Genomic DNA, 20,258 nt, shown 5'->3' with positions numbered 1-20,258 from the left:
ATATCTACAAAGGAACATAATGAGTCATAAAAAACAAATTTTTAACCCAAATCCTGAGTTCGCAAAAAATGCGGCTATCCCCAGTATGGATGCTTACTGGGAGTTACAAAACAGGGCAATAGAAGACTATGAAGGTTTTTGGAAAGGCTTTGCTGATGAAAAGATAGATTGGTTGACACCGTATGATAAGGTGCTTGATGAAAGTAATGCACCATTCTATAAATGGTTTACTAACGGTAAGCTCAATGTCTCCAATCAGTGTATCGACAGACATCTTGCCGACAAAGCAGACAAAACAGCCATTCTTTTTGAAGGGGACAGAGGGGATGTGGAGCACATTACCTATGCACAACTCTCCAGGCGTGTGAATAAGATGGCAAACCTGCTTAAAAATGAGTTTGGTATTATAAAAGGTGACAGAGTCGTACTCTATATGCCAATGATCCCTGAAGCAGCATATGCCATGCTCGCCTGCGCAAGAATAGGAGCGATCCACTCTATCGTCTTTGGTGGATTTTCCGCTGAAGCATTGAAAGACCGTATTGAAGATGCCAAGGCGAAGATCGTCATTACAGCTGATGGTGCCTACAGAAAAGGTAAGCCTTATATGCTTAAACAAGTGGTTGATACTGCACTCGAACAGGGAGTTGGCAGTGTTGAAGGTGTACTTGTGGTTAAAAGAAACAATGAAGAGATCAACTGGGTAGATGGTAGAGATCATAATTATAATGAACTGATCACTGCACAGCCAGATGTCTGTCCTTTTGAAGAGATGGACAGTGAAGATCCACTTTTTCTACTCTATACCTCCGGATCCACAGGAAAACCTAAAGGAGTACAGCATAGTGGCGCAGGATACATTCTTTGGGCACAAATGACCATGGAATGGGTATTTGATGTGAAAGGTGAGGATGTTTTCTGGTGTACTGCTGATATTGGTTGGATCACAGGACATACGTATATTGTCTATGGACCGCTTGCAGCAGGTACAACTACACTGATGTTTGAAGGTGTTCCAACATACCCTGATGCAGGACGTGCCTGGAAAATGGTGCAGGATCATAAGGTCACACAGTTCTACACGGCACCTACAGCTATACGTGTATTGCACAAAATGGGTGAAGATGAGCCTAAGAAATATGATCTGTCCAGCTTGAAAGTACTGGGAACCGTGGGTGAACCTATTGATCCTCCTGCGTGGATGTGGTATTATGAAGTGGTTGGTAATTCCAAATGTGCTATTGTCGATACCTGGTGGCAGACAGAAACCGGTGGACATATGATCTCTCCGCTTCCGGGGGCTACACCTATTAAGCCGGGATGTGCAACATTTGCACTGCCGGGAATCATGGCGGAGATCCTTGACCCCGACGGTACACCCAAAGAGGTTGGCGAAACGGGACTGCTTTGTATCACCAAACCGTGGCCAAGCATGATTCGTACGATCTGGGGTGACCCTGAGCGTTATAAAAAATCCTACTTTGGTGATGCTGTAAAAGAGGGTAAAGCAGTCTACTTTTCCGGTGATGGTGCTGTACTGGATGAAGATGGATACATTACCATTACAGGACGTGTAGATGATGTTATTAATGTCTCCGGGCACCGTATGGGAACAGCTGAGATAGAAGCAGCAGTTAAAGATGACCCTTCTGTAGCAGAGGTTGCTGTAGTCGGGAAACCACATCCTATTAAAGGTGAATCCATTTTTGTCTATGTTGTTCTAAAAGAGGGGCATATTAATGCAGATATCAAAAATCATATCAATCAGTTACTTGCTGAAGAGATCGGGAATATTGCTAAAGCGGATCATGTTATAGAAGTACCGGGACTTCCTAAAACGCGTTCGGGTAAGATCATGAGAAGAATTTTACGTTCTATTGCCAAAGGCGAGGCGATTACTCAGGACATATCAACGCTTGAGGATCCTTCTATTGTAGAAGCGATCATCAGTAAAGCAAGAGAGGCATAATTCTAACAGGCACCAATTATTTGATTGTGCTCTTAAAGATAACAGACGCGATTACGACCATTTCTTTTGGCTTCATAAAGGGCACTGTCTGCCCGTTGTAGAACAATTTGCGTATCTGCTTCTCCATCTTTTCGGTGAGTCAAGCCTATACTCACAGTAATTTTGATTGTCTTATTTTCAAATGTCAATTCATCTTTTTCGATATATCCCCTAAGCCGATCAGCTATTTGATAGGCTGTTCTAGCTTCTGTATTGGGCATGAGTATGGCAAACTCTTCTCCTCCTATTCTTCCGATCTTATCCATAGATCGTGTATGCTGAGCCATTTTCTCGGCAATGATACGTATGACCTTGTCTCCAATATGATGCCCATAGGAATCATTTACTTTTTTAAAGTGGTCTATATCGATAATAAGACAAGAGAGATTTATCTTCCTTAGTCTCGCATTTTTCATTTCCTTATCAAAAATATCCATAAAGGCCCGTCTGTTCATGATACCCGTTAGGGGATCAGTAGATGCCTGATACTTTAATTTCTTTTCCAACACTTTTTTTGCTTCAAGTTCTTCCTGAAGTCTTCTATTTGCCCGATTTAAAGCAACAGTTTTTTCAGCAACTTCATGAAACAAACGTTTATGTTCACTTTTCTGTTGTTTGACCAATGCTCTTTTGGCTGCAAACGATTTTTGGCTTAGCAAATTGATACGATAGGCAAGCAGAAATGAGAAGAGGATGATCTCAAAAGAAGAAGCAATAATAGGTGCATTACTAAGGAGTATGCTGTAGGGAAGTAACCCAAGAGCAAGTAAACTGATAATACTCATACCCAAGATAAAGATAGAAAGTGCAATAAGATATACCTTGGCAACGGTTTTATTTTTATAGGCTGCCCAAAAACTCAGTATCAGTAAAAGGGGGATCATGATCGTTGAAATGAGATTCATAAATAAAAATCCGGTATGCATAGAGATCAGCATCCATACAAGACTGATACCTGATACAATAATAGAACTGTTTAGTATTTTATGTATTATTGGGAACTGCTTTTTTGTTTTTAAAATACTTTGGGTAAAGAGTATCAGAAAGATAAAAAATATCGGTATGCTTACCTGTAACAGGTTATATACTTTTATGTCGATATATGGGAGTAAAAAACCTTTATATAACGCTGTCCAAAGTATAAATACAAAGACATATCCGACATAGTAGAGGTAGACTCTCGCGCGTAAATAAAAGAATATAAAAAGATTATAGAGTGCAATACCCAGCATAGCACCAAAATAGAAAATATATTCGTCAGTTCTGCTTTGGTTGTCACGGTAGAATTGTTCAGATGTTTTTAACTGAATAGCACCAAAAAGACTATAAATAGTCTGTATATGGATATATATCTCTTTGTGTTCATAGGCAGATAAATGTAATGAAAAAGCGGGGTTTGATGTTTTGATCTCACGCTCTTTCAGAGGTACAGCCAAGCCATTTTTTTTATGTATGATCGGGTCGCCAATGATATACATATCTGTGATCTTGTGAAATTGCTCCGTAAATTCTACTATCATATCTTTTGGTTCAATTGAATTATTATAAACAGAGAAATGGAACCAGAAATGATTGTTTTTATATCCGAATGCAAATTTATTATTGATCGTTTTACTAAATGGTATTTTTGATATTTGTTCTATTCCCAGTGACTGCTCCGTAGCTTCTTTTAAATATTCTACATTAAAATCGGTATAGGAAGATATATTATCTTCCAAAGTGATCTGTGGTGAAGCAAAGGCACTAAAGGGAGCAAGAGTCATTAGAATTACAAATATATATAAATGACGATACATTCAAGACTCCTTTCTACTCCTTCTATACTCTAAATAATATAGAGTTATATATTAATTATATCAAAAAATTTTATAGTTTGCTTTTCATCAGCACCGCTACTTTAAGCAGATCATCAAAAACTTCTTTTTTTGCAGAAGGATTTCTTAATAGATAACTGGGATGATATGTTGGTATAATAGTGTAATTCTCCTGTTGCTGCAGGATGCCTCTGATCTTGGAAATAGGTGTTTCATCTTCTGTTAAATAATGATATGCAGTAGCTCCCAAAGCCACAATGAGTTTAGGTTTAATAAGTTCGATCTGCTTTAACAGATAGGGCTGACAGGTATGTGCTTCTATCGGGGTAGGGGTGCGATTATTTGGTGGACGGCATTTGACTATATTTGCAATATAGACATTCTCTCTTTTTAGATGTAGTACATTCTCTATCATTTTTGTCAACAGTTCTCCGGAACGTCCTACAAAAGGTTTACCCATACTGTCTTCACTACTTCCCGGTGCTTCTCCTACAAACATCAATGCTGCGTGCGGATCACCTTCTCCAAACACAACATGCGTACGGCTTTTGCTCAGTTCACACAGATGGCATTCCAATGCCTGCTTTTTCAGTTTTTCAAGTGTATTAGGAAGTAGAAGGTTGGATTCTTCTTCTTTATAGGGAAATACAGATGTATAGTTGAAACCGAGTTGTTTGAGTTGATAAAGCTGTTTAAGCAGAAGTGCATTTTTGAGGTTTTTCATAGGAGTATTATACTCCTATGCATCTTATGGACAGCTACTGTTTTGAAGGTAATAGAGTGCAGTAGAAAGCATACTTTCATTTGTGTCACCCATGATATGATCCATATTGTCTTTGGCTTTACATGTAACAGGTATACCGTCAAAAGAAGTTGTTTTTTCAACATTGTTTTTTACAAAAAAGTTGATGAGGAAATAGTAGTTTTTACCAAAAGTGCGACCGGACATACCTACAGGCTTCCCATGTGTCTCTTCCCCGATAGTAATAACATTTGCCTCACCCAAATAGGGTTTAAGTGCATTAATGAGTGCTTCACTGGCTGAGGCGGAGTTTTTTGTTACAAGAAAAACAACACGCTGCATAGTAAGTTCATTACCATCCTGTAAGTCTGCATCCTCAAAAGTATACTTTGTATTTCTGCTTTTATAGTTTGCATTCCAGTCCAGGTACATCTGCCTTTCTCCGGGATGGTTGCTGATAATATTGTCCATAAGGCTGCTTGTCGCAGCAAGAGAACCTCCGCCATTATACCGTAGGTCGATCACAAGTTCATCAATATGTTGATTGTGGAAGGTGGTAAAAATTGTTTCAAATTCAGCTACGGAACTCTCTGTAAAAGCGTCATATCGAAGATATCCGACTTTTTTACTACCTTGCAGTATGATCTTTCCCAAAGAAACTTTAAAACTGTACTCCCTTGGTGTAATCGTAACATCTATCATATTACCGTTTCTAAGTACAGTAAAAGTAGTCGCGTTATTAACTCTTTGACTGGACTCTTGAATAAGAGGACTGCTTGCGTCTTCTCCATTAAGTTGAATGATCTTGTCTCCACGTTGTAGTTTGCCATATGCAGGAGAGCCAATGCGTACGAGAAAGATCTGAAGATCAGCAGTAAATCCAAAGCCGAAACCAACTGTTTTTTGATTTGCAAAATCCTCATATTGCTGAGCAGTCATAAAAAAGCTCCATCTGTCAGGAGGATTTACTCTAAGTCCGTCTATCATCTTCTGTGGTTCTGTAAACAACGTATAATCTACGTTTGATGCCACTTTGTCATACCAGAGGTATTCTGTTAAAAAAAGTGTGTGTACAAACTGTTTTTCCTGTGAAGAAAAGAGTTGCAAGCTTCCATCTGAATGTGAGTTGGAACCACAGGAGTTGAAAAGTGCAGAGAGGAGAAGAATAAATGTGAAGAGAAATCTATTTGTCATACAAGAATTCCTTTACGCTGCCGGAAGCTCAATTGAGATCCTCCAACAGCATCGGTGTACCTATAGCTTTCAACTGTGCATTGCTTGCAGCAAAATACGCTTCCCAGAACTTTGTAAGCGCTTTAAGTGTTTTAGAATCTCTGTAACTGTTTTTTCCTACCATACCTGCACCGATCACATAGACTTTTGCACCATCGAAATCTGTCATATATCCGCTCTTTTTGACTTTTTTCATCTCTTTGTCCGTATTTACTTTTTTAAGTTTTCCTTTGGTGTAAAAAGAGGTAATGGAGGAGTGTTCCATCATATCAGAGACCAAAAGTACTACTTTTTCATGACTCTGTGAAGGTTTGATAATATATTTTGCAATATCGTTGAGTGATTTAATGATGTCAGAGTGAGGAAGTTTTTTATTGGCTCCTTTAAGGACATGTACCAGAGCTTTGGTCGCTTTTTTCTTTGCGTACCTGTACTGACTGTTCATACAGCCCTGGTATTTGCGCAGTTTTTTCTTGGCGATCTCATGCTTTGCACTGTTTGGAAGCAGAGCCTCAAGCTTTCCCGAGTAGGCTACATCGGTATATTTCCCGTTGGCATTGGCTGAAAATGATGCAATAGTCACCCTGTAGCTGTTTTTCATGAACTTCATCATGTTTTTATAGGTATAGATCATCATATTTTTATCAAGTTGTGTCGTTTGGTCAACCAATATGAAAAGTTCTTTTTCTGCAGCACCTTTGGGTCCATCGATTTTCAGTGCATCATAGCAGCTTGGCACATCATTTCTTGCCAGGAGCAGGGCACTTAATGTCATGAGTAGAAGTAGTAGTTTCTTCATCTATTTATCCTCAAATGAAAGGTATTGTTTAAACGTTCTGTCTTTATTGTTCCTCAAAATAGCGGTGGTTTCCGCATCTGTTCCTGAATTGTCATTGATAATGTTCATTTTATGCTGTAGTTTTTGAAGCTGTTTTTGTGCAACCCTTGCAATATGTGTTTTAGCCTTTTCATAGAATGAAAGGAAAGCTTTTTTTGTTGCAAATCCTCTGAGGCACTCATAGGCCTCTTTGGACTCACGCCCCGCATAATCATAATGCATACCAAAGAAAATCCCCAGTATCTGAATAAATACAAAGAGCAGACCCAATATAACAAAGGTAGCATCACCGCCTTTTTGGTTGGTCTCATCCTCTATAGATGCGTTGCTCTGTTTCTTGGTGTTTGAAGTTGCAGCCTTGTTACCGTCGCCAAAAAGTGATGCCAGGTCATCCTCTGCACCTTTTGTATCATCATCCCCAAAGAGCGCACCGATCTCATCATCACCAGATGCATCTGTACTGCCAAACGGAGAGGCATCATCATTAAAGATATTCATAGCAGCCTCATGTGAAGAGGCTATCTCCTGTGTAAGTACCTGATGTCTGATATAGGTCGCTCCAATGGCAACAGCAAAGATAAATATGAGGGTCAGGATCGTTTTTATATAGGTTGCTTTGACTTTATCATTCACATCCAGACGGTTGAGCATACGAATATAGTTGGGGGATTTCTCGTCATTAAAAGTATTGTCTATAGTAATGAGTTGTTCATCAGGTTTAAGGTCTCTCCAGTTGCTTCCTCCAGCATTGTCATTTTTATACCAGCGGCGTATTTTTTTGATAAGTGTATTTTTATGCAGTTCCTGTCCTGTCAGGTGTGTAAGCCATACCAGTAAAATGGCAAGCATTGCTGCTACACCTACTGCACCCTTCTGCTGCGTGGCTTCAGAAGCACCGGGAATGGTGAACCCTGCCAGAACATAGGCAAATCCAAATGCCTCTACAATGACAAGAATAAAGATCATGATCCAGATAAATGTAGGGGTAGGTTTGCGTCCGAGTTCACCTGCGGCATGCAGATAGGCTTTGGCTTCATCAAAACTCTCGGAGTCCTTATCTACTTTTTCGTAAAAATTATAATAGTCACGACAGAGTCTCTCCTCCGAATAGAACCACTTGTGATTTTCATCAAATCCTTCTATATCTTTTGCTAAAGTTGATATTTTCCCGAAAATTGGAAAATTATAGGTGAAGTTAAGCCACCAAAATTTTACTTCCGGCCAGTGTGTAATAAAAAATGCCAATAAAATAATGCCAAAAACAAGCAATATTGTCTCGATCTGATGCTGCATGATAAATGCGATGATGTTTTCCATGTAAACGACTCCCCAAATATTGATTGTATTATTATATCTAAAAATATTTTGCTATAGTTAGGGTATGAAGAAATCATTTTTAATTTTTATTGTTCTTGTACTGCTACTGGTACTTGCAAAAACAGCTTATAACAAATATTGTGAATCAAAAACCCAAGGGTGTAAAAAAGAGAAGCTAGATTATGAGAAGCAGGGGCTTCCTGAAGAGGGAATAGATTATTGAATCCTCTGAATAATCTAGACATTCAGAGGGTTCTATTAAGAGGTAGAGGTTTTCTCACCCCTTCTTCTTTGATTAGTTAACTGTTACTTCAACAGCTGTACCTTCCCAGATACCGTGTTTTGTACAGTAACCATGTGCTACAAGGTTAAGTTTCTTGCCTGTTGGAATAATGGTAAATGTCGTTGTATTGTGTGCTTTAGTGTTTCCGAGTGCACCGGGAACATAGACAGCTTCAGCAAGTTTTGTTTCACCGTTAAACAGTGTTACGGACTCAATGAAGTGATCATAATCATCCGGGTGTGTGTATTCGTTACCCATTTTTACTGTTACTTCAAACGGCTCACCTGCAACAGCAGTGTCCGCACAGTGAATGAAAGGTGAATGTCTGTCGATAAGGTCTTTTTTTGCTTCTCTCTCTACTTCTGATATGTCTACGTATTTATTGATTTTTGGCATGTTTAAATCCTTTTATTTAATTTGAATGGAACAATTATAGCATAAAAAAAGTTAAATAGGAGTTTTTTTATCTCATTTAATAAAATATTGGAAGTATCTGTGTAGGATCAAAGAGATCCTACAGTTTCAGAACTTATGCAGTAAGATGTGTAGCTTTACGTACGTGGAAGTTCAGACCTATCTCTTTTTCAGAGCAGCCAAGTGCCAGTGCAACCATTTGAGGCATGTGCAGTACCGGTAATTCAATATCTCTGCCGATCACTTTACCTACATCATCCTGATAGGTATCCATTTTCAGGTGACAAAGAGGACAAGGGGTCACCATGATGTCAGCATTGTTATCAATGGCATCTACCATGGCATTTCCTGCCAAGACCTCAGAAGTATGGTTAGCTTGAAGTTCTACATGGAAACCACAACATTTGTTTTTGTGGTCGTAGTCTACAGGATGTCCTTCAAGTGCATCAATGAGTTGATCAAGTGAAGTAGGGGCATATGGATTTTCATTGCCATTGGATGTACCGTGTAACTCAGATGGTCTAATGTTGTGACATCCGTAGAATGGTGCAATGTTCAGGTGGCTAAGCGGCACCTGTACCTGATTTTTAATGTTTTCAAGACCATATTCATCTATTAGACAGTAAAGGAAATGTTTTACTTCACTTGTTCCTTTATATTCAAGCCCAACTTCTGCCAATTTTTCATTAACACGTGCTTTTAGTTCTGGGTCAGTATCGAGTGCATGTTTGGTCATGGCAGAGTTAAGCTGACATGTATTACAAATAGTGATCATCGTCATACCAAGCTTTTCCGCATAACAAATATTACGTGCATTGAGTACATGTGCCAAAAACTCATCAAAGTCCTGCAGATGACTGGCACCGCAGCAGCTTGCTTCTTCCAGTATCGTGATCTCAATGCCAAGTTTCTCAGCTACTGCAAGAGTAGACGAGAGTAGTTCGGGTGTAGACTGTTTTGCCGTACATCCTGTAAATAGTGCATATTTTAATGTGCTCATCTTCTCTCCTTATAGCTTATTCGTTTGTGATATTTGAATCAGTTTTTGGACTTCATCCAGATTCTTTATCTTAGGGACACTGTCAATGAACGGAATACCTGAATGCCAATGGATCTTGCCTGATCGCATCATTTTTATTGCTGCACCGAGATGTTTATACATGCCCAAATAACCCTCTGAGTAGGTTACGATATCTGCTTCATCAAGATAACCGTATTTTTTCATACCTCTGAGGAATCCTTCTGCGTGACGTGTAGCCACATTGCTGACAGCCACACCGCGCTCAAACTGCATATTGTGAAGTTTTGTGATCTTCTCCATAGGGTTGATGTCTTTTGGACAGGCTTCTGTACATTCGAAACATTTGACACAGTCCCAGACACCTTGTCCCATCTCTCCTACTGTTTTAAGTCTTTCGTTACTGAACTCATCTCTTGGGTCAATAGAAAATCTGTATGCCGCTGTCAATGCTGCCGGACCAAAGTATTCAGGGTTTGCTTCCAGAGCAGGACATGAATAGTGGCAGGCACCACATTGGATACAGAGATCGGCATCAAGGAACATATGCTCCTGCTTTGGACTCATCTGTGTCTCATGTTCTGGACGTGCAGGTACATCTCTTACCACATAGGGTGTTACAGCTGCATGTTTGTCCCAAAAATCTTTTTTATCGATGATCATATCTTTTACTGCACGCTTTTTGCTTTGCGGTTCAATGAGCAGTTCATCACCAAAAAGTTTAATGAGCTCCATAGCATTCTGCTTACATGCAAGGGTGGCTTTACCATTGACTTTGATGCCGCAGGCACCGCAGATACCGTGCCTGCATGAACGTCTGTAAGAGAAGCTTCCGTCGTGTTCCCATTTAATACGATTGAGAAGGTCGAGAACAAGTTCATCTTTCCCTACTTCCATTTCATACTTTTTGTAATAAGGAAGATAGTCTGTTTCAGCATTGAATCTGAATGTTTTTAATGTAACTTTACGTGTAGGCTGAAAAGTGTCAAGCTCATCAGTATCAAATGCTTTATAGTCATCTACAGTTTTTTCAGTATGTGTACTCATCATCTTCTCCTAATACTTTCTTTCCATTGGTTCAAACTTACCAAGAACAACATCACCCCATTCGGTAGTAATGTTGAAATCTTTATCCATATAGGCATAGGTATGTTTCAGGAACTTTTCATCATCTCTGGTAGGGAAGTCTTCTCTGTAGTGACCGCCACGGCTCTCTTCACGTTCAAGTGCACCTACAACAATAAATTTACTGAACTCAAGCATATGCCCAAGCTCAATGGCTTCCTGCAAGTCTGTGTTAAATGTTTTTGATTTGTCATCAATACGGATATTGTTAAACTTTTTAAGCAATTTGTCTATGAGTTTGAGTTGTCTTTCAAGAGACTCTTTGCTTCTAAAGACACCTGCATCTGCCGTCATTCCTGCCTGAAGTTCTGCTCTGAGTACGGGGACGCTTTCCATACCGTTAGAGGTTTTGAGTCTATTTACTTCTTCCAGCATATTGTCAGCATCTGTCTCTTGTGCTTTTCGAAGGGTAATACCTTCATCCAGTGCTTTTACCATATTTTCTCCGGCATGGCGACCGAAGAGCAGGGCTTCAAGTACGGAGTTTGCTCCAAGGCGGTTTGCACCATGTACAGAGACACAGGAACATTCACCCGCAGCATAAAAGCCTTCTACCAACTCTTCAGGATTTTTTCTTACCTGACAGTTGATATTTGTCGGGATCCCACCCATTGAGTAGTGTGCTGTAGCAGAGATATGGATAGGCTCTTTGAGCATATCCTGCCCCTGGAAGGCAATGGCAAGTTCTCTAAGCTCCGGCAGTCTCTCGAGAATGATCTCTTTTGGAAGGTGTGTCAGGTCAAGATTGACAGACTGTCCGTCTTTTCCTACACCACGTCCCTGACGCACTTCTTCCATGATAGCACGACTTACCACATCACGTGATGCAAGCTCCATAGCATTGGGTGCATACTTTTCCATGAAACGCTCACCTTTGGAGTTGAACAGACGTCCACCTTCTCCACGGGCTGCTTCAGAGATGAGTACTCCTGAACCTCCAAGTCCGCTTGGGTGAAACTGTACGAATTCCATATCTTCCAGCGGAAGACCGTGACGTGCTACGATAGAGAGTGAATCCCCCGTATTGGCATGGGCATTGGAGTTAAAGCGGTAGGCTCTGGCATGACCACCTGTTGCGAACATAGTTACTTTTGCATTGAAGATCGCCGGTTGTGAATTACGTATGTCGTATGCAGCAACACCAGAGACCTTTCCATCTTCATAAAGCAGATCAGCAGCATACCATTCATCGAAGATCTCTACACCTGCACGAAATGCCTGCTCGTAGATCGCCTGAAGGAGGGCAAGACCGGTTCTGTCTTTTGCATAACAGGCTCTGGGTTTGCTCTGCCCTCCAAATGGTCTTATGGCAATATCACCATTTTCTTTACGAGAGAAGACACATCCCATCTGTTCTGCCCAGCGAATAGTCTCAGGTGCTTTGGTACACATAAGCTCTACACAGTCCTGATCTGCTAAATAGTCAGAACCTTTTACTGTATCGAACTCATGAAGTTCTGTAGAGTCTTCAGCTCCAAGTGCGGCATTGATCCCGCCCTGTGCTGCACCGGAGTGGCTTCTGAGAGGATGAAGTTTCGTTATGACTGCTGTCTTTTTTCCCGCTTCGGTCAGCTCTTTGGCTGCTGCCAGCCCTGCCAATCCCGAACCGACAATGACAGCATCGTATTCATAGATTTTAATACTCATAGTTGCTATGTCCTTTGTTGTACGATTTGGCTTCATTATAGCTTCAGTTTGGTATAAGTTTGATTAATAAAAGAGGATATAAGGCAAAAGAATGAGGGAGGTGTTACACATTTTCACCCCCTTAAAAGAGGATAAAATATAAGCTAATAGATATAATAAGTTAGAATTATTTTAAACTGCTGCCGTTTTAATACTTTGTTCGCAAAGATCAAGAAAAGTTTCATAAGAAATAAGAGGAAGAGGAATCTCTCTTCCAATACGTTTTTGTATAGAAGCAAAATGCCTCTTGAACATTGCAAGATCATCAATGTCAGCAACAACCAGAAGTTCTGCACCGGCATCTAATGCCCCTAAAAGTGTTGTGGCTGCTTTCAGGTAGGCAAGATTATCCTGTTTCCCTATCAGTGAACGACCACAGCCTTTTCCCTCTCTTGAAAAACGGATCACTTTTGCATGATTTTCTATGATCTTTTCATGTACATGATCCAATATGCCGGTATACCCTGCATAACAAGCAATGTGTACACCCTCAATTGACTCTTTATTAAAGTAGCAAAGTGCTTTTTTAGAAAGTTTTGTTGCTATCTTATCTAAAAAACTGCTCCTGTCTGGATGCGTAACCATACTGTTCAATGCGTCTATGACTGAAGTATGGTTCCGGGCATGAAAAAGGTTGTTTTCATACTCGCAGGCAACAAGACCGTCATAGGGGTCAGAGACAGCTTTTAAAACAGCCTCTTTGTGTTCTGAACCGTTCTCTATTATTCTATGAGCCAAAAGCAGTACGGCATCCCCAATGTAGTCATGTGAAAATCTAAAGGTCTCAGATGAATAATGTGTTGCATAGAGTGATTTATAATAGGCTTCGTCATCCTCTGTTGCGTAAGGTGCCAGGAGTGCATAGCTTTTCATAAAGTCTTCATCATTGATGATGAGACAGTGGTTTGAACGGTAAGAGAGTACAGGATCAATCTGTAGGGAAGTTCCCAGTTTTTTTACAACATTTCCTATGGTTTCATTGCCGTCAACTACAAGATCGTTGAGTTTTAAGATCAATTTTTCAGAAGGATAGGCAAAATCTTTATTCTGCTTTTTGATCTCACCCAACATTGTTTGAATTCTGTCATCTTCATTCAGTGTCATGGTAAAGTTCTTGTAATATGGCAAATAGTCTGTTTTGGCATTAAAGAAAAATACTCTTATATTTAATGTATGCTGCATGGTTTTTCCTTATGATTATACTTGGTGCGGTAATAACAATGATTATATCGACAATACACTCTTAATTCGCTATGAATAAAAAAATTCTGCTCAAAATCCTCCAAAGTATGTTACAATTTTGCCAATCTAATATGGAATAAAAGAAAAAGTATGGACAAAGAACATTACCTTATCAGCAAACTAAGTTCAAAGTATATTGGTGATGATGCTGCTGTGATAGGGGATACTCTCTATAGTATGGATGCTTTCTTTGAAGATGTACATTTTAAACGTACGTGGATGTCTGTGGCACAAATAGGGCGAAAAGCAATGCTTGTCAATATCTCTGATGCCATTGCTATGAATGCCAAGCCGCAGTTTGCCCTTGTCACGGTCTCGATTCCCAAAGAGATGACCAAGAATGAAATAGATGAATTAACCAAAAGTATGGAATCTACCGCAAAAGAGTTTGATTGTGAGATCATAGGCGGTGATACCATAGGCGGAGATAAACTGCATATTTCCATTACTATTATTTCCAAGAGTGACAACCCTCTTTTAAGAAAAGGATTAAAAGAAGGTGACCTCCTTGCCTATACGGGAATACTGGGCGAAAGCAAACGTGATCTTGATGCACTTTACAGAGGTGAAAAGATCGCTTCTGATTCACGTTTTTTTGAACCTCGACTAAGAGCCCAATTCATCACAAAATCAAGGCCGTTACTTCATGCAGGTATGGATATCTCTGACGGACTCTACTGTGACACGAACAAGCTATTAGATATTAATAAATATGGATTTGCCTCTCTGGCGCCTGTAAGCGATAGGGAAGGGCTTAGCGGAGAAGAATATGAGATGCTGGTTGGTTTTGATCCCAAATATCTGGAAACTTTGGAAAAGATAGCAAAAGAAACAGGAACACCGCTGACTGTCTTTGCAAAAGTGGCTAAAAACAGGGAGCGTTTTACCTGCCTGAGCCACCACTTCAATTAGATATTTCCGGTACGCATCGGTGTGCCAATGCTTTGGGATATTCTCTCATTTGACAAAGCACTTCTGCTTGTTTTGTTATGTTCTCTTCCTTTATTTTCTGCATAGTTTCAAGTGCCATAGTGTTATATACAGAAGCTTTTGTCAGCCCCTGTCTGATCAGATCATCAAGAATAGCATGGGACATGTCGATGGTGGAGGAGACTTTGACGATCTCACAGCGTGCATAACGGGATCGTGGAAAGGCAACTTCGGCTACACGCAGAGTAGGGTCGGTACCAGGGATCTGTTGTGCCCCAAAGAGTGGTTTTGCGCCTACTTTTGCCGTAGTAAATGAGGGAATGAATCGTGCGAGATGTTCGATTGCTTTTTCTGTGCGTTCCACGGTCTCTTCCCAAGACCAACTGTTTTCTATTTTTTCTATGAAATTCTGCGGCAGTTTGGGCTGACAGCTCAAAGCCGTGTTCGCAACCAGTCCTCCTTCATAAAGTGTAATGTTTTTGGTCATACCGTGCAGTTGGAAATACCCATGCGGATAAGGAGTGAACTGACCCATTCCCCGAGGGGTACCGCGCTCTCCCTGGAAGATGATCTCCGGCCAGAGATGTGTGGATTCATGCGCCCATTGGCTGACATAGGCAGCTTTGAACTCAACCATTCTCTGGCATGATACATTGACCATATCATCAATTTTTCCTGTCTGGTAGCCTGCAGCATTGATCAGGTAGTCAAAATTTTCTGTCCGGTCTCTGTTTTGAGTGTTTGAATGGAGTATCCATTGAGCCTCTTCTTTTTCTATCTGTGTAACAGTCGTTGATAGTCTCAGATTGACAGAAGGATGTGCATCAAGAGAGAGCATAAGCCTCGCACCTATACGAAAGAGGTTAAGTCCGTATTCCTGTACCAAAATAACCGGAAACTGTATCTTCTCCAGATCGGTTTCTTTTGCAAATGGAATCATCCATTCATCAAGGGTTTTTGGAATGGTAACGGGCTCCTTGTCTTTAAGTGCTTCTATTTGAGCACGCTCATAAAGTTTAAAATAAACAGAGGGATCACCAAATACCTTGTTCTTCATATCTTCTTCGATCAATGCTTTATAGTATGCCTGTAACTTCTGCAGACGTGGCAGCAGATGTTTGGTTCGTCTGCTGCAATACTCAGGCAGGGCAATGACCGTTGGACGGTGATCAACCCCATGCGGGTACAGTCTGGCAAAGTCAATGGATTGTTTTAGGAGAGTAAGGCACTGTTCATCGGAGATCTCAGGATAGAGGTTCCCTCCGGCATGCAAGTGACAAAAGGGCGGACCGCTGACCAGACTTGGTGCCTTTTCAAAGAGGGTTATCTCTACATCGGTCTGCGAGAGCAGTAACGCAGCAGTACTGCCTGCGATACCACCGCCAACTATAGCTATTTTTGTTTGTTTGTTAGACAATATCTTTCCTTTCATGTAGGGTGTTGTACCCTTACAACACCAAAATAAATACCCGATAAAAGGTGTTGTCAGGGGACAACACCCTACAGGAACTTTAACAGTTCTCCAAAGTCATCTATTATCAAATCAGGTTTATATACTCCGATATCTTCTCCGTAATTATATCCATATGTAACACCAATACTTTGCATACCACAGGCATTGGCAGCCAGAATATCGTTTCTGGAATCACCTATCATGAGGGATGATCCTACGCTTGTGTCCATCTCTCTACATGCATGCAGCAACGGCATAGGATCAGGTTTTTTCTGTTTCAGTGAATCACCACCCAGACAGGTTTCAAAAAGATCATTCAATCCAAGTCCCCGAAGAATGGGTTCAACGAACTGCAAAGGCTTGTTTGTGATGATACTCAGGCGGTAGCCTTTGTCTTTGAGTGCCTGCAATGTCTCTATAACATGTGGGTAGGGGCGTGTTGCTTCACAGAGGTGATCGGCATACGCATTTAAAAAGATGCGGTGAGCCTCTTTGAAGTCTGCTTCATCTATAGTCTCGTTCTCAATCTCTCTTTTGCCAAGCAGGGCACGTTTTACCAGAGTTTGAGCACCGTTACCTACCCAGTAACGGATAATATCTTCACTGAAAATCTCTTTTTCTAATGCCTGAAGCATCTCATTGACCGCCAATGCCAAGTCAGGTACACTGTCGATGAGTGTACCGTCAAGGTCGAAATGTATGGCTGTTTTATGATTAAATTTCAAGGTCTGTCCTAAAATTATTTTTATTATTTCCAGTGATTATACAGATTTTGGGTAAAATATGAGAATTTTTTAGCAAATATGAACAGTTTCATATTTGTAAATGCGGAAGAGTAACGTTGTGAACGAAGCGATCCGTGAAGGAAAAAAACCATTTAATCAAAAAGTTGTAAAATATGAAACTCATTTACCCACTCAATGTCAAAAACGAATTCGTCTTTAACTCCTCTGCTCGTGACTTTACTGTCGAAGAGATCCCACTTTATGAATTTACAGGTGAGGGGGAACACCTTGTACTCAAGGTACGTAAAAAAGAGATGACCACCTGGGAGATGCTTGATGCCATTTCCAACCACATAGGGCTTAGACGCCGTGACATCGGATATGCCGGTCTTAAAGACAAATATGCCATGACGATACAGTACATTTCACTTCCTGCCAAGCTTGAAGAGAAACTCGGTACTTTTTCCCATGAGAATATAAAGATACTGGAGACCACACGCCATAACAACAAAATACGTGTAGGACACTTGAAAGGGAACCGTTTCAACATACGCCTGAAAAAAGTACTGGGTGTGCAAAAAGACAAACTTGACTCTGTGTTAAAATGGATCAAAGCCAATGGAGTACCAAACTATTTTGGTCATCAGCGTTTTGGAAACAACGGTGACAACTGGATAGATGGCAAAAAGCTCATAGAAGGAACACTGAAAATGCGTGACAGGAAGACCCGTGAGTTTCTTATGGGGTCCTACCAGAGTTACCTCTACAACCAATGGCTCTGTAAACGTATGGAATTGAGTCTTTTACTCGAAAAGTTCAGCGAAGAGGAGACAGAACAGGTCTTGAAACTGCCCAAAGGCTCTTTAAAAGGTACAAAAGAGCAGCCAAATTTCTTTAAACTTTTGGAAGGTGACCTGATGATGCACTACCCTTACGGACGGCTTTTTGAAGTGGAAGAATTGGCAAAAGAGGCGGAACGATTTGAAACTAAAGACATCGCTCCTACAGGGCTCATTCCGGGGAATAAGACCAAAAGGGCAGCAGGAGCGGCAAGGCTTTTTGAAGCACAGTTCGATGAAGAGATGAAACTCTACGGAGCCAGACGCTATGCCTGGATACAGGTTACAGAAATAAAGAAAAACTACATAGAAGAGAAAGCACACTATGAGCTGAGTTTTACGCTTCCAAAAGGTTCTTATGCGACCAATGTACTCGATGTGCTTTGCGGAGAGAATGCATTTTAAGAAAAGTTTTATGTTTTTGACTTTTTTCTTATATTTTTTGACTATAATGATAAGATCAATACAGAAAAAGCTGAGCATTCCGTGAGGTAAGTAAAGAAAACCGATTATCTTTAGAGATATTTTCGGTTGCCTGTAGTTGAATACATGATTTGCTCACAATTATTCAATACACTTTCTTGATTTGATACTACTTTTTAACAAAGGATCTTAATGCGTTTACAATTTAAATATCTCTCTATAGTTGCTGCATCAGTTGTGCTCATTGGCTGTGGAGGAGGGGGTGGTAGTTCTGCTCCTGCAAGTGGAAATAGTGGTACACCTATATCATCAAATCCAGATAGTACATCTGGAGGTAGCAGTGGTGGAAGTAACAACACAGAAGATGAAGGTACAACTACATCCTCAAAAACTATAACTATTACTAAGGACAATCAAGTTGAAAGTCTGGGAAAAGATAGTATTCATGTAACTGTAAATATAGGAAATAAACCTAAAAGTCTCTATGTGCTTTTAAGCAACTATGATAAAAATCATAATGCATACCCAACGATCACGCATAATGCAAAAGTAATATCAGTTCAGGAAAATAAAAGACTGATGTCTACGCCACTTGTTAAGCAAGCAAAAATCCTTCATGCGCCAGCATATATACAAAAGTTTAATTCTAAATTGCAGACATTCATTCAAAGAAATGAAACCAATGATTATCAAGAAAAACAAATAGCAGTAACTCCCAAATCAAATAAAAGTGTAGGAGATTCAGAAACTTTTTATATGGATGAATCTTCAAATGGAGCAACAACAAGGGCAACATTGAAAAAAGTAGTTTCAAATGTTCCTACGGATTTTGGTAATAAAACACTTAATGTTTGGGTTTCTGATGACAGCTTTGGTACCGGATGTGGAAAATCAAGATGTGTAACACAGACAATGGTAGATGAATTGGCAGATAACTTTTTAAAAGTAGGTTCAGATAATGACATCTATGACTGGGTCACCAATATTTTTGGAGAAGAGTGGGGAAGTGAGGCTTCTTCAAAAGACAGCTATCTTATAGGATCAAATGATGAAATAACAATTCTCCTTACAGATATAGGTAATGACAACAGTCCATCAGGTGGAATTGTAGGATACTTTCACGCAAAAGATAATTATAAACAATCAAATGAAAGTGGATCAAATGAAAGGATCATGTTCTATGCTGATGCCGTTATGTTTGCCAATACGGATAATGGGGACTTTTGGCAAAAAGAGATGTACTCAACGCTGGCACATGAGTTTCAGCATATGATCCACTTCTATCAAAAAACGGTTTTACTAGATGCCTCAGATGATACATGGATCAATGAGATGCTCTCTGAGACAACAGAAGATCTTGTTGCAACGAAGATTCACCATACTGGACCAAGAGGTGTTGTAGATACTGACGGAAGTGCCGGTAACAGTGGTAACACAAAAGGAAGATACCCTCTTTTCAATGAAAATAATACACTCTCTTTAACAGCATGGTATAATTCTTTGGCAGATTACTCTAAAGTAAATGCTTTTGGTACTTTTTTAACACGTAACTATGGTGGTGCCAAAGTGTTGCATGATATTGTCCATAATAATAAAGAGCATGAAGATGCCATTATGGATGCTATACATAAGTATCCTGGAGCAGAAAATAAAACATTTGATGACCTGCTTACAGAATGGGGTATTGCAGTCATGCTTTCAGATAATGATAATCTGGCACAAGATTTACCAACATACAATACAGGTGATTTCACAGAAGATACATACAATCAGAGTACATATGACCTTGGCTCTATTAATTTCTTTAACTATGATCCTCAGCCAAATATTAAAACAAGTGCAGGAACAGTACAAGCTCAAGGAAACTACTATTATAAAGTAGATGAGAATCTAACAGGTACAGTAACGATTGATCTTACGCTTAACGGTACAACAGAAGCTACGCTTATTGCCAAATAAGGATGAATAATGAAGAAAAAGATCATAGTATACATATTAACACTTGGAGCACTCATGGGATGCACACAAAACGGTGATCTGGAACTTGAAGGAGGGCTTTATGTAAAAGGCTCTGCTCCGCATAGCTATCTGGTTATCGAAGATCAAAAAAGTCATAAGAGTTACAAGATACAGAATGCAAAAACATTTAACCTTGGAAAAAGACAAAA

Annotated in this window: 18 protein-coding genes; 6 read left to right on the top strand and 12 right to left on the bottom strand. The window is 40.0% G+C overall.

Annotated features, from left to right (window positions below; genetic code table 11):
* Positions 1 to 19: 19 nt before the first annotated feature.
* Positions 20 to 1,969, top strand: coding sequence for an acetate--CoA ligase (acs, locus tag MVE01_RS05880; RefSeq protein WP_472561245.1), 1,950 nt, complete (start codon positions 20 to 22; stop codon positions 1,967 to 1,969).
* A 32-nt stretch (positions 1,970 to 2,001) separates the two neighbouring features.
* Here acs and MVE01_RS05875 read toward each other — a convergent pair whose 3' ends face one another.
* The 5 genes from MVE01_RS05875 to MVE01_RS05855 form a co-directional block, all read right to left on the bottom strand.
* Positions 2,002 to 3,804 carry a sensor domain-containing diguanylate cyclase gene (locus MVE01_RS05875; protein WP_472561244.1) on the bottom strand — a complete coding sequence of 601 codons (1,803 nt, stop codon included), beginning with the start codon at positions 3,802 to 3,804 and terminating at the stop codon, positions 2,002 to 2,004.
* Positions 3,805 to 3,874: 70 nt separating this feature from the next.
* Positions 3,875 to 4,546 (bottom strand): uracil-DNA glycosylase, encoded by a 672-nt coding sequence (locus MVE01_RS05870; RefSeq protein WP_472561243.1) that lies wholly within the window; start codon positions 4,544 to 4,546, stop codon positions 3,875 to 3,877.
* Positions 4,547 to 4,570: 24 nt separating this feature from the next.
* The gene (locus MVE01_RS05865; RefSeq protein WP_472561242.1) at positions 4,571 to 5,758 is read right to left on the bottom strand and encodes a S41 family peptidase; all 1,188 of its coding nucleotides are present in this window, start codon (positions 5,756 to 5,758) and stop codon (positions 4,571 to 4,573) included.
* Between the two features lie 28 nt (positions 5,759 to 5,786).
* Positions 5,787 to 6,596 carry a hypothetical protein gene (locus MVE01_RS05860; protein ID WP_472561241.1) on the bottom strand — a complete coding sequence of 270 codons (810 nt, stop codon included), beginning with the start codon at positions 6,594 to 6,596 and terminating at the stop codon, positions 5,787 to 5,789.
* Entirely contained in the window at positions 6,597 to 7,952 is a 1,356-nt protein-coding gene (locus MVE01_RS05855) for a hypothetical protein (protein ID WP_472561240.1), read from the bottom strand.
* Positions 7,953 to 8,016: 64 nt separating this feature from the next.
* On the opposite strand from MVE01_RS05855, the gene MVE01_RS05850 reads away from it, so the two are divergent.
* Positions 8,017 to 8,175: a hypothetical protein gene (locus tag MVE01_RS05850; protein WP_472561239.1), complete on the top strand. Its 159-nt coding sequence runs from the start codon at positions 8,017 to 8,019 to the stop codon at positions 8,173 to 8,175.
* A gap of 72 nt (positions 8,176 to 8,247) precedes the next feature.
* On the opposite strand, the gene MVE01_RS05845 is transcribed toward MVE01_RS05850, so the two are convergent.
* The 5 genes from MVE01_RS05845 to MVE01_RS05825 all read right to left on the bottom strand — a co-directional run bounded on the left by MVE01_RS05845 (position 8,248) and on the right by MVE01_RS05825 (position 13,660).
* Positions 8,248 to 8,631 (bottom strand): class II SORL domain-containing protein, encoded by a 384-nt coding sequence (locus tag MVE01_RS05845; protein ID WP_472561238.1) that lies wholly within the window; start codon positions 8,629 to 8,631, stop codon positions 8,248 to 8,250.
* A 133-nt stretch (positions 8,632 to 8,764) separates the two neighbouring features.
* On the bottom strand, positions 8,765 to 9,649 hold the full coding sequence (locus MVE01_RS05840; RefSeq protein ID WP_472561237.1) for a CoB--CoM heterodisulfide reductase iron-sulfur subunit B family protein: 885 nt from the start codon (positions 9,647 to 9,649) through the stop codon (positions 8,765 to 8,767).
* Positions 9,650 to 9,658: 9 nt separating this feature from the next.
* The gene (locus MVE01_RS05835; protein WP_472561236.1) at positions 9,659 to 10,714 is read right to left on the bottom strand and encodes a succinate dehydrogenase/fumarate reductase iron-sulfur subunit; all 1,056 of its coding nucleotides are present in this window, start codon (positions 10,712 to 10,714) and stop codon (positions 9,659 to 9,661) included.
* Between the two features lie 9 nt (positions 10,715 to 10,723).
* Positions 10,724 to 12,439, bottom strand: a complete 1,716-nt coding sequence (locus MVE01_RS05830) for an FAD-binding protein (RefSeq protein WP_472561235.1) — start codon at positions 12,437 to 12,439, stop codon at positions 10,724 to 10,726.
* Between the two features lie 171 nt (positions 12,440 to 12,610).
* The gene (locus MVE01_RS05825) at positions 12,611 to 13,660 is read right to left on the bottom strand and encodes a hypothetical protein (RefSeq protein ID WP_472561234.1); all 1,050 of its coding nucleotides are present in this window, start codon (positions 13,658 to 13,660) and stop codon (positions 12,611 to 12,613) included.
* Between the two features lie 150 nt (positions 13,661 to 13,810).
* Here MVE01_RS05825 and MVE01_RS05820 point away from each other — a divergent pair, with 150 nt between their 5' ends.
* On the top strand, positions 13,811 to 14,632 hold the full coding sequence (locus MVE01_RS05820; RefSeq protein ID WP_472561233.1) for a thiamine-phosphate kinase: 822 nt from the start codon (positions 13,811 to 13,813) through the stop codon (positions 14,630 to 14,632).
* Here MVE01_RS05820 and MVE01_RS05815 read toward each other — a convergent pair.
* Together MVE01_RS05815 and MVE01_RS05810 are read right to left on the bottom strand one after the other, a co-directional pair.
* Complete coding sequence (locus MVE01_RS05815; RefSeq protein ID WP_472561232.1) at positions 14,625 to 16,067, bottom strand: NAD(P)-binding protein; 1,443 nt, start codon at positions 16,065 to 16,067, stop codon at positions 14,625 to 14,627. The two genes, MVE01_RS05820 and MVE01_RS05815, sit on opposite strands and share 8 nt — an antisense overlap.
* Positions 16,068 to 16,150: 83 nt before the next feature.
* On the bottom strand, positions 16,151 to 16,828 hold the full coding sequence (locus tag MVE01_RS05810; RefSeq protein ID WP_472561231.1) for a phosphoglycolate phosphatase: 678 nt from the start codon (positions 16,826 to 16,828) through the stop codon (positions 16,151 to 16,153).
* 173 nt (positions 16,829 to 17,001) lie between these two features.
* On the opposite strand from MVE01_RS05810, the gene truD reads away from it, so the two are divergent.
* The 3 genes from truD to MVE01_RS05795 form a co-directional block, all read left to right on the top strand.
* Positions 17,002 to 18,072 (top strand): tRNA pseudouridine(13) synthase TruD, encoded by a 1,071-nt coding sequence (gene truD / locus MVE01_RS05805; protein ID WP_472561230.1) that lies wholly within the window; start codon positions 17,002 to 17,004, stop codon positions 18,070 to 18,072.
* 210 nt (positions 18,073 to 18,282) lie between these two features.
* Positions 18,283 to 20,049, top strand: a complete 1,767-nt coding sequence (locus tag MVE01_RS05800) for a M30 family zinc metallopeptidase (protein WP_472561229.1) — start codon at positions 18,283 to 18,285, stop codon at positions 20,047 to 20,049.
* A 9-nt stretch (positions 20,050 to 20,058) separates the two neighbouring features.
* Positions 20,059 to 20,258: hypothetical protein (locus MVE01_RS05795; RefSeq protein WP_472561228.1), on the top strand; the 200-nt coding region annotated here is incomplete at its 3' end.

This window comes from Sulfurovum sp., assembly GCA_026990595.1.
Taxonomy (GTDB): Bacteria; Campylobacterota; Campylobacteria; order Campylobacterales; family Sulfurovaceae; genus Sulfurovum.
The sequence above is the reverse complement of the archived record's forward strand: the minus strand, read 5'-3'. Positions and strand labels throughout refer to the sequence as shown.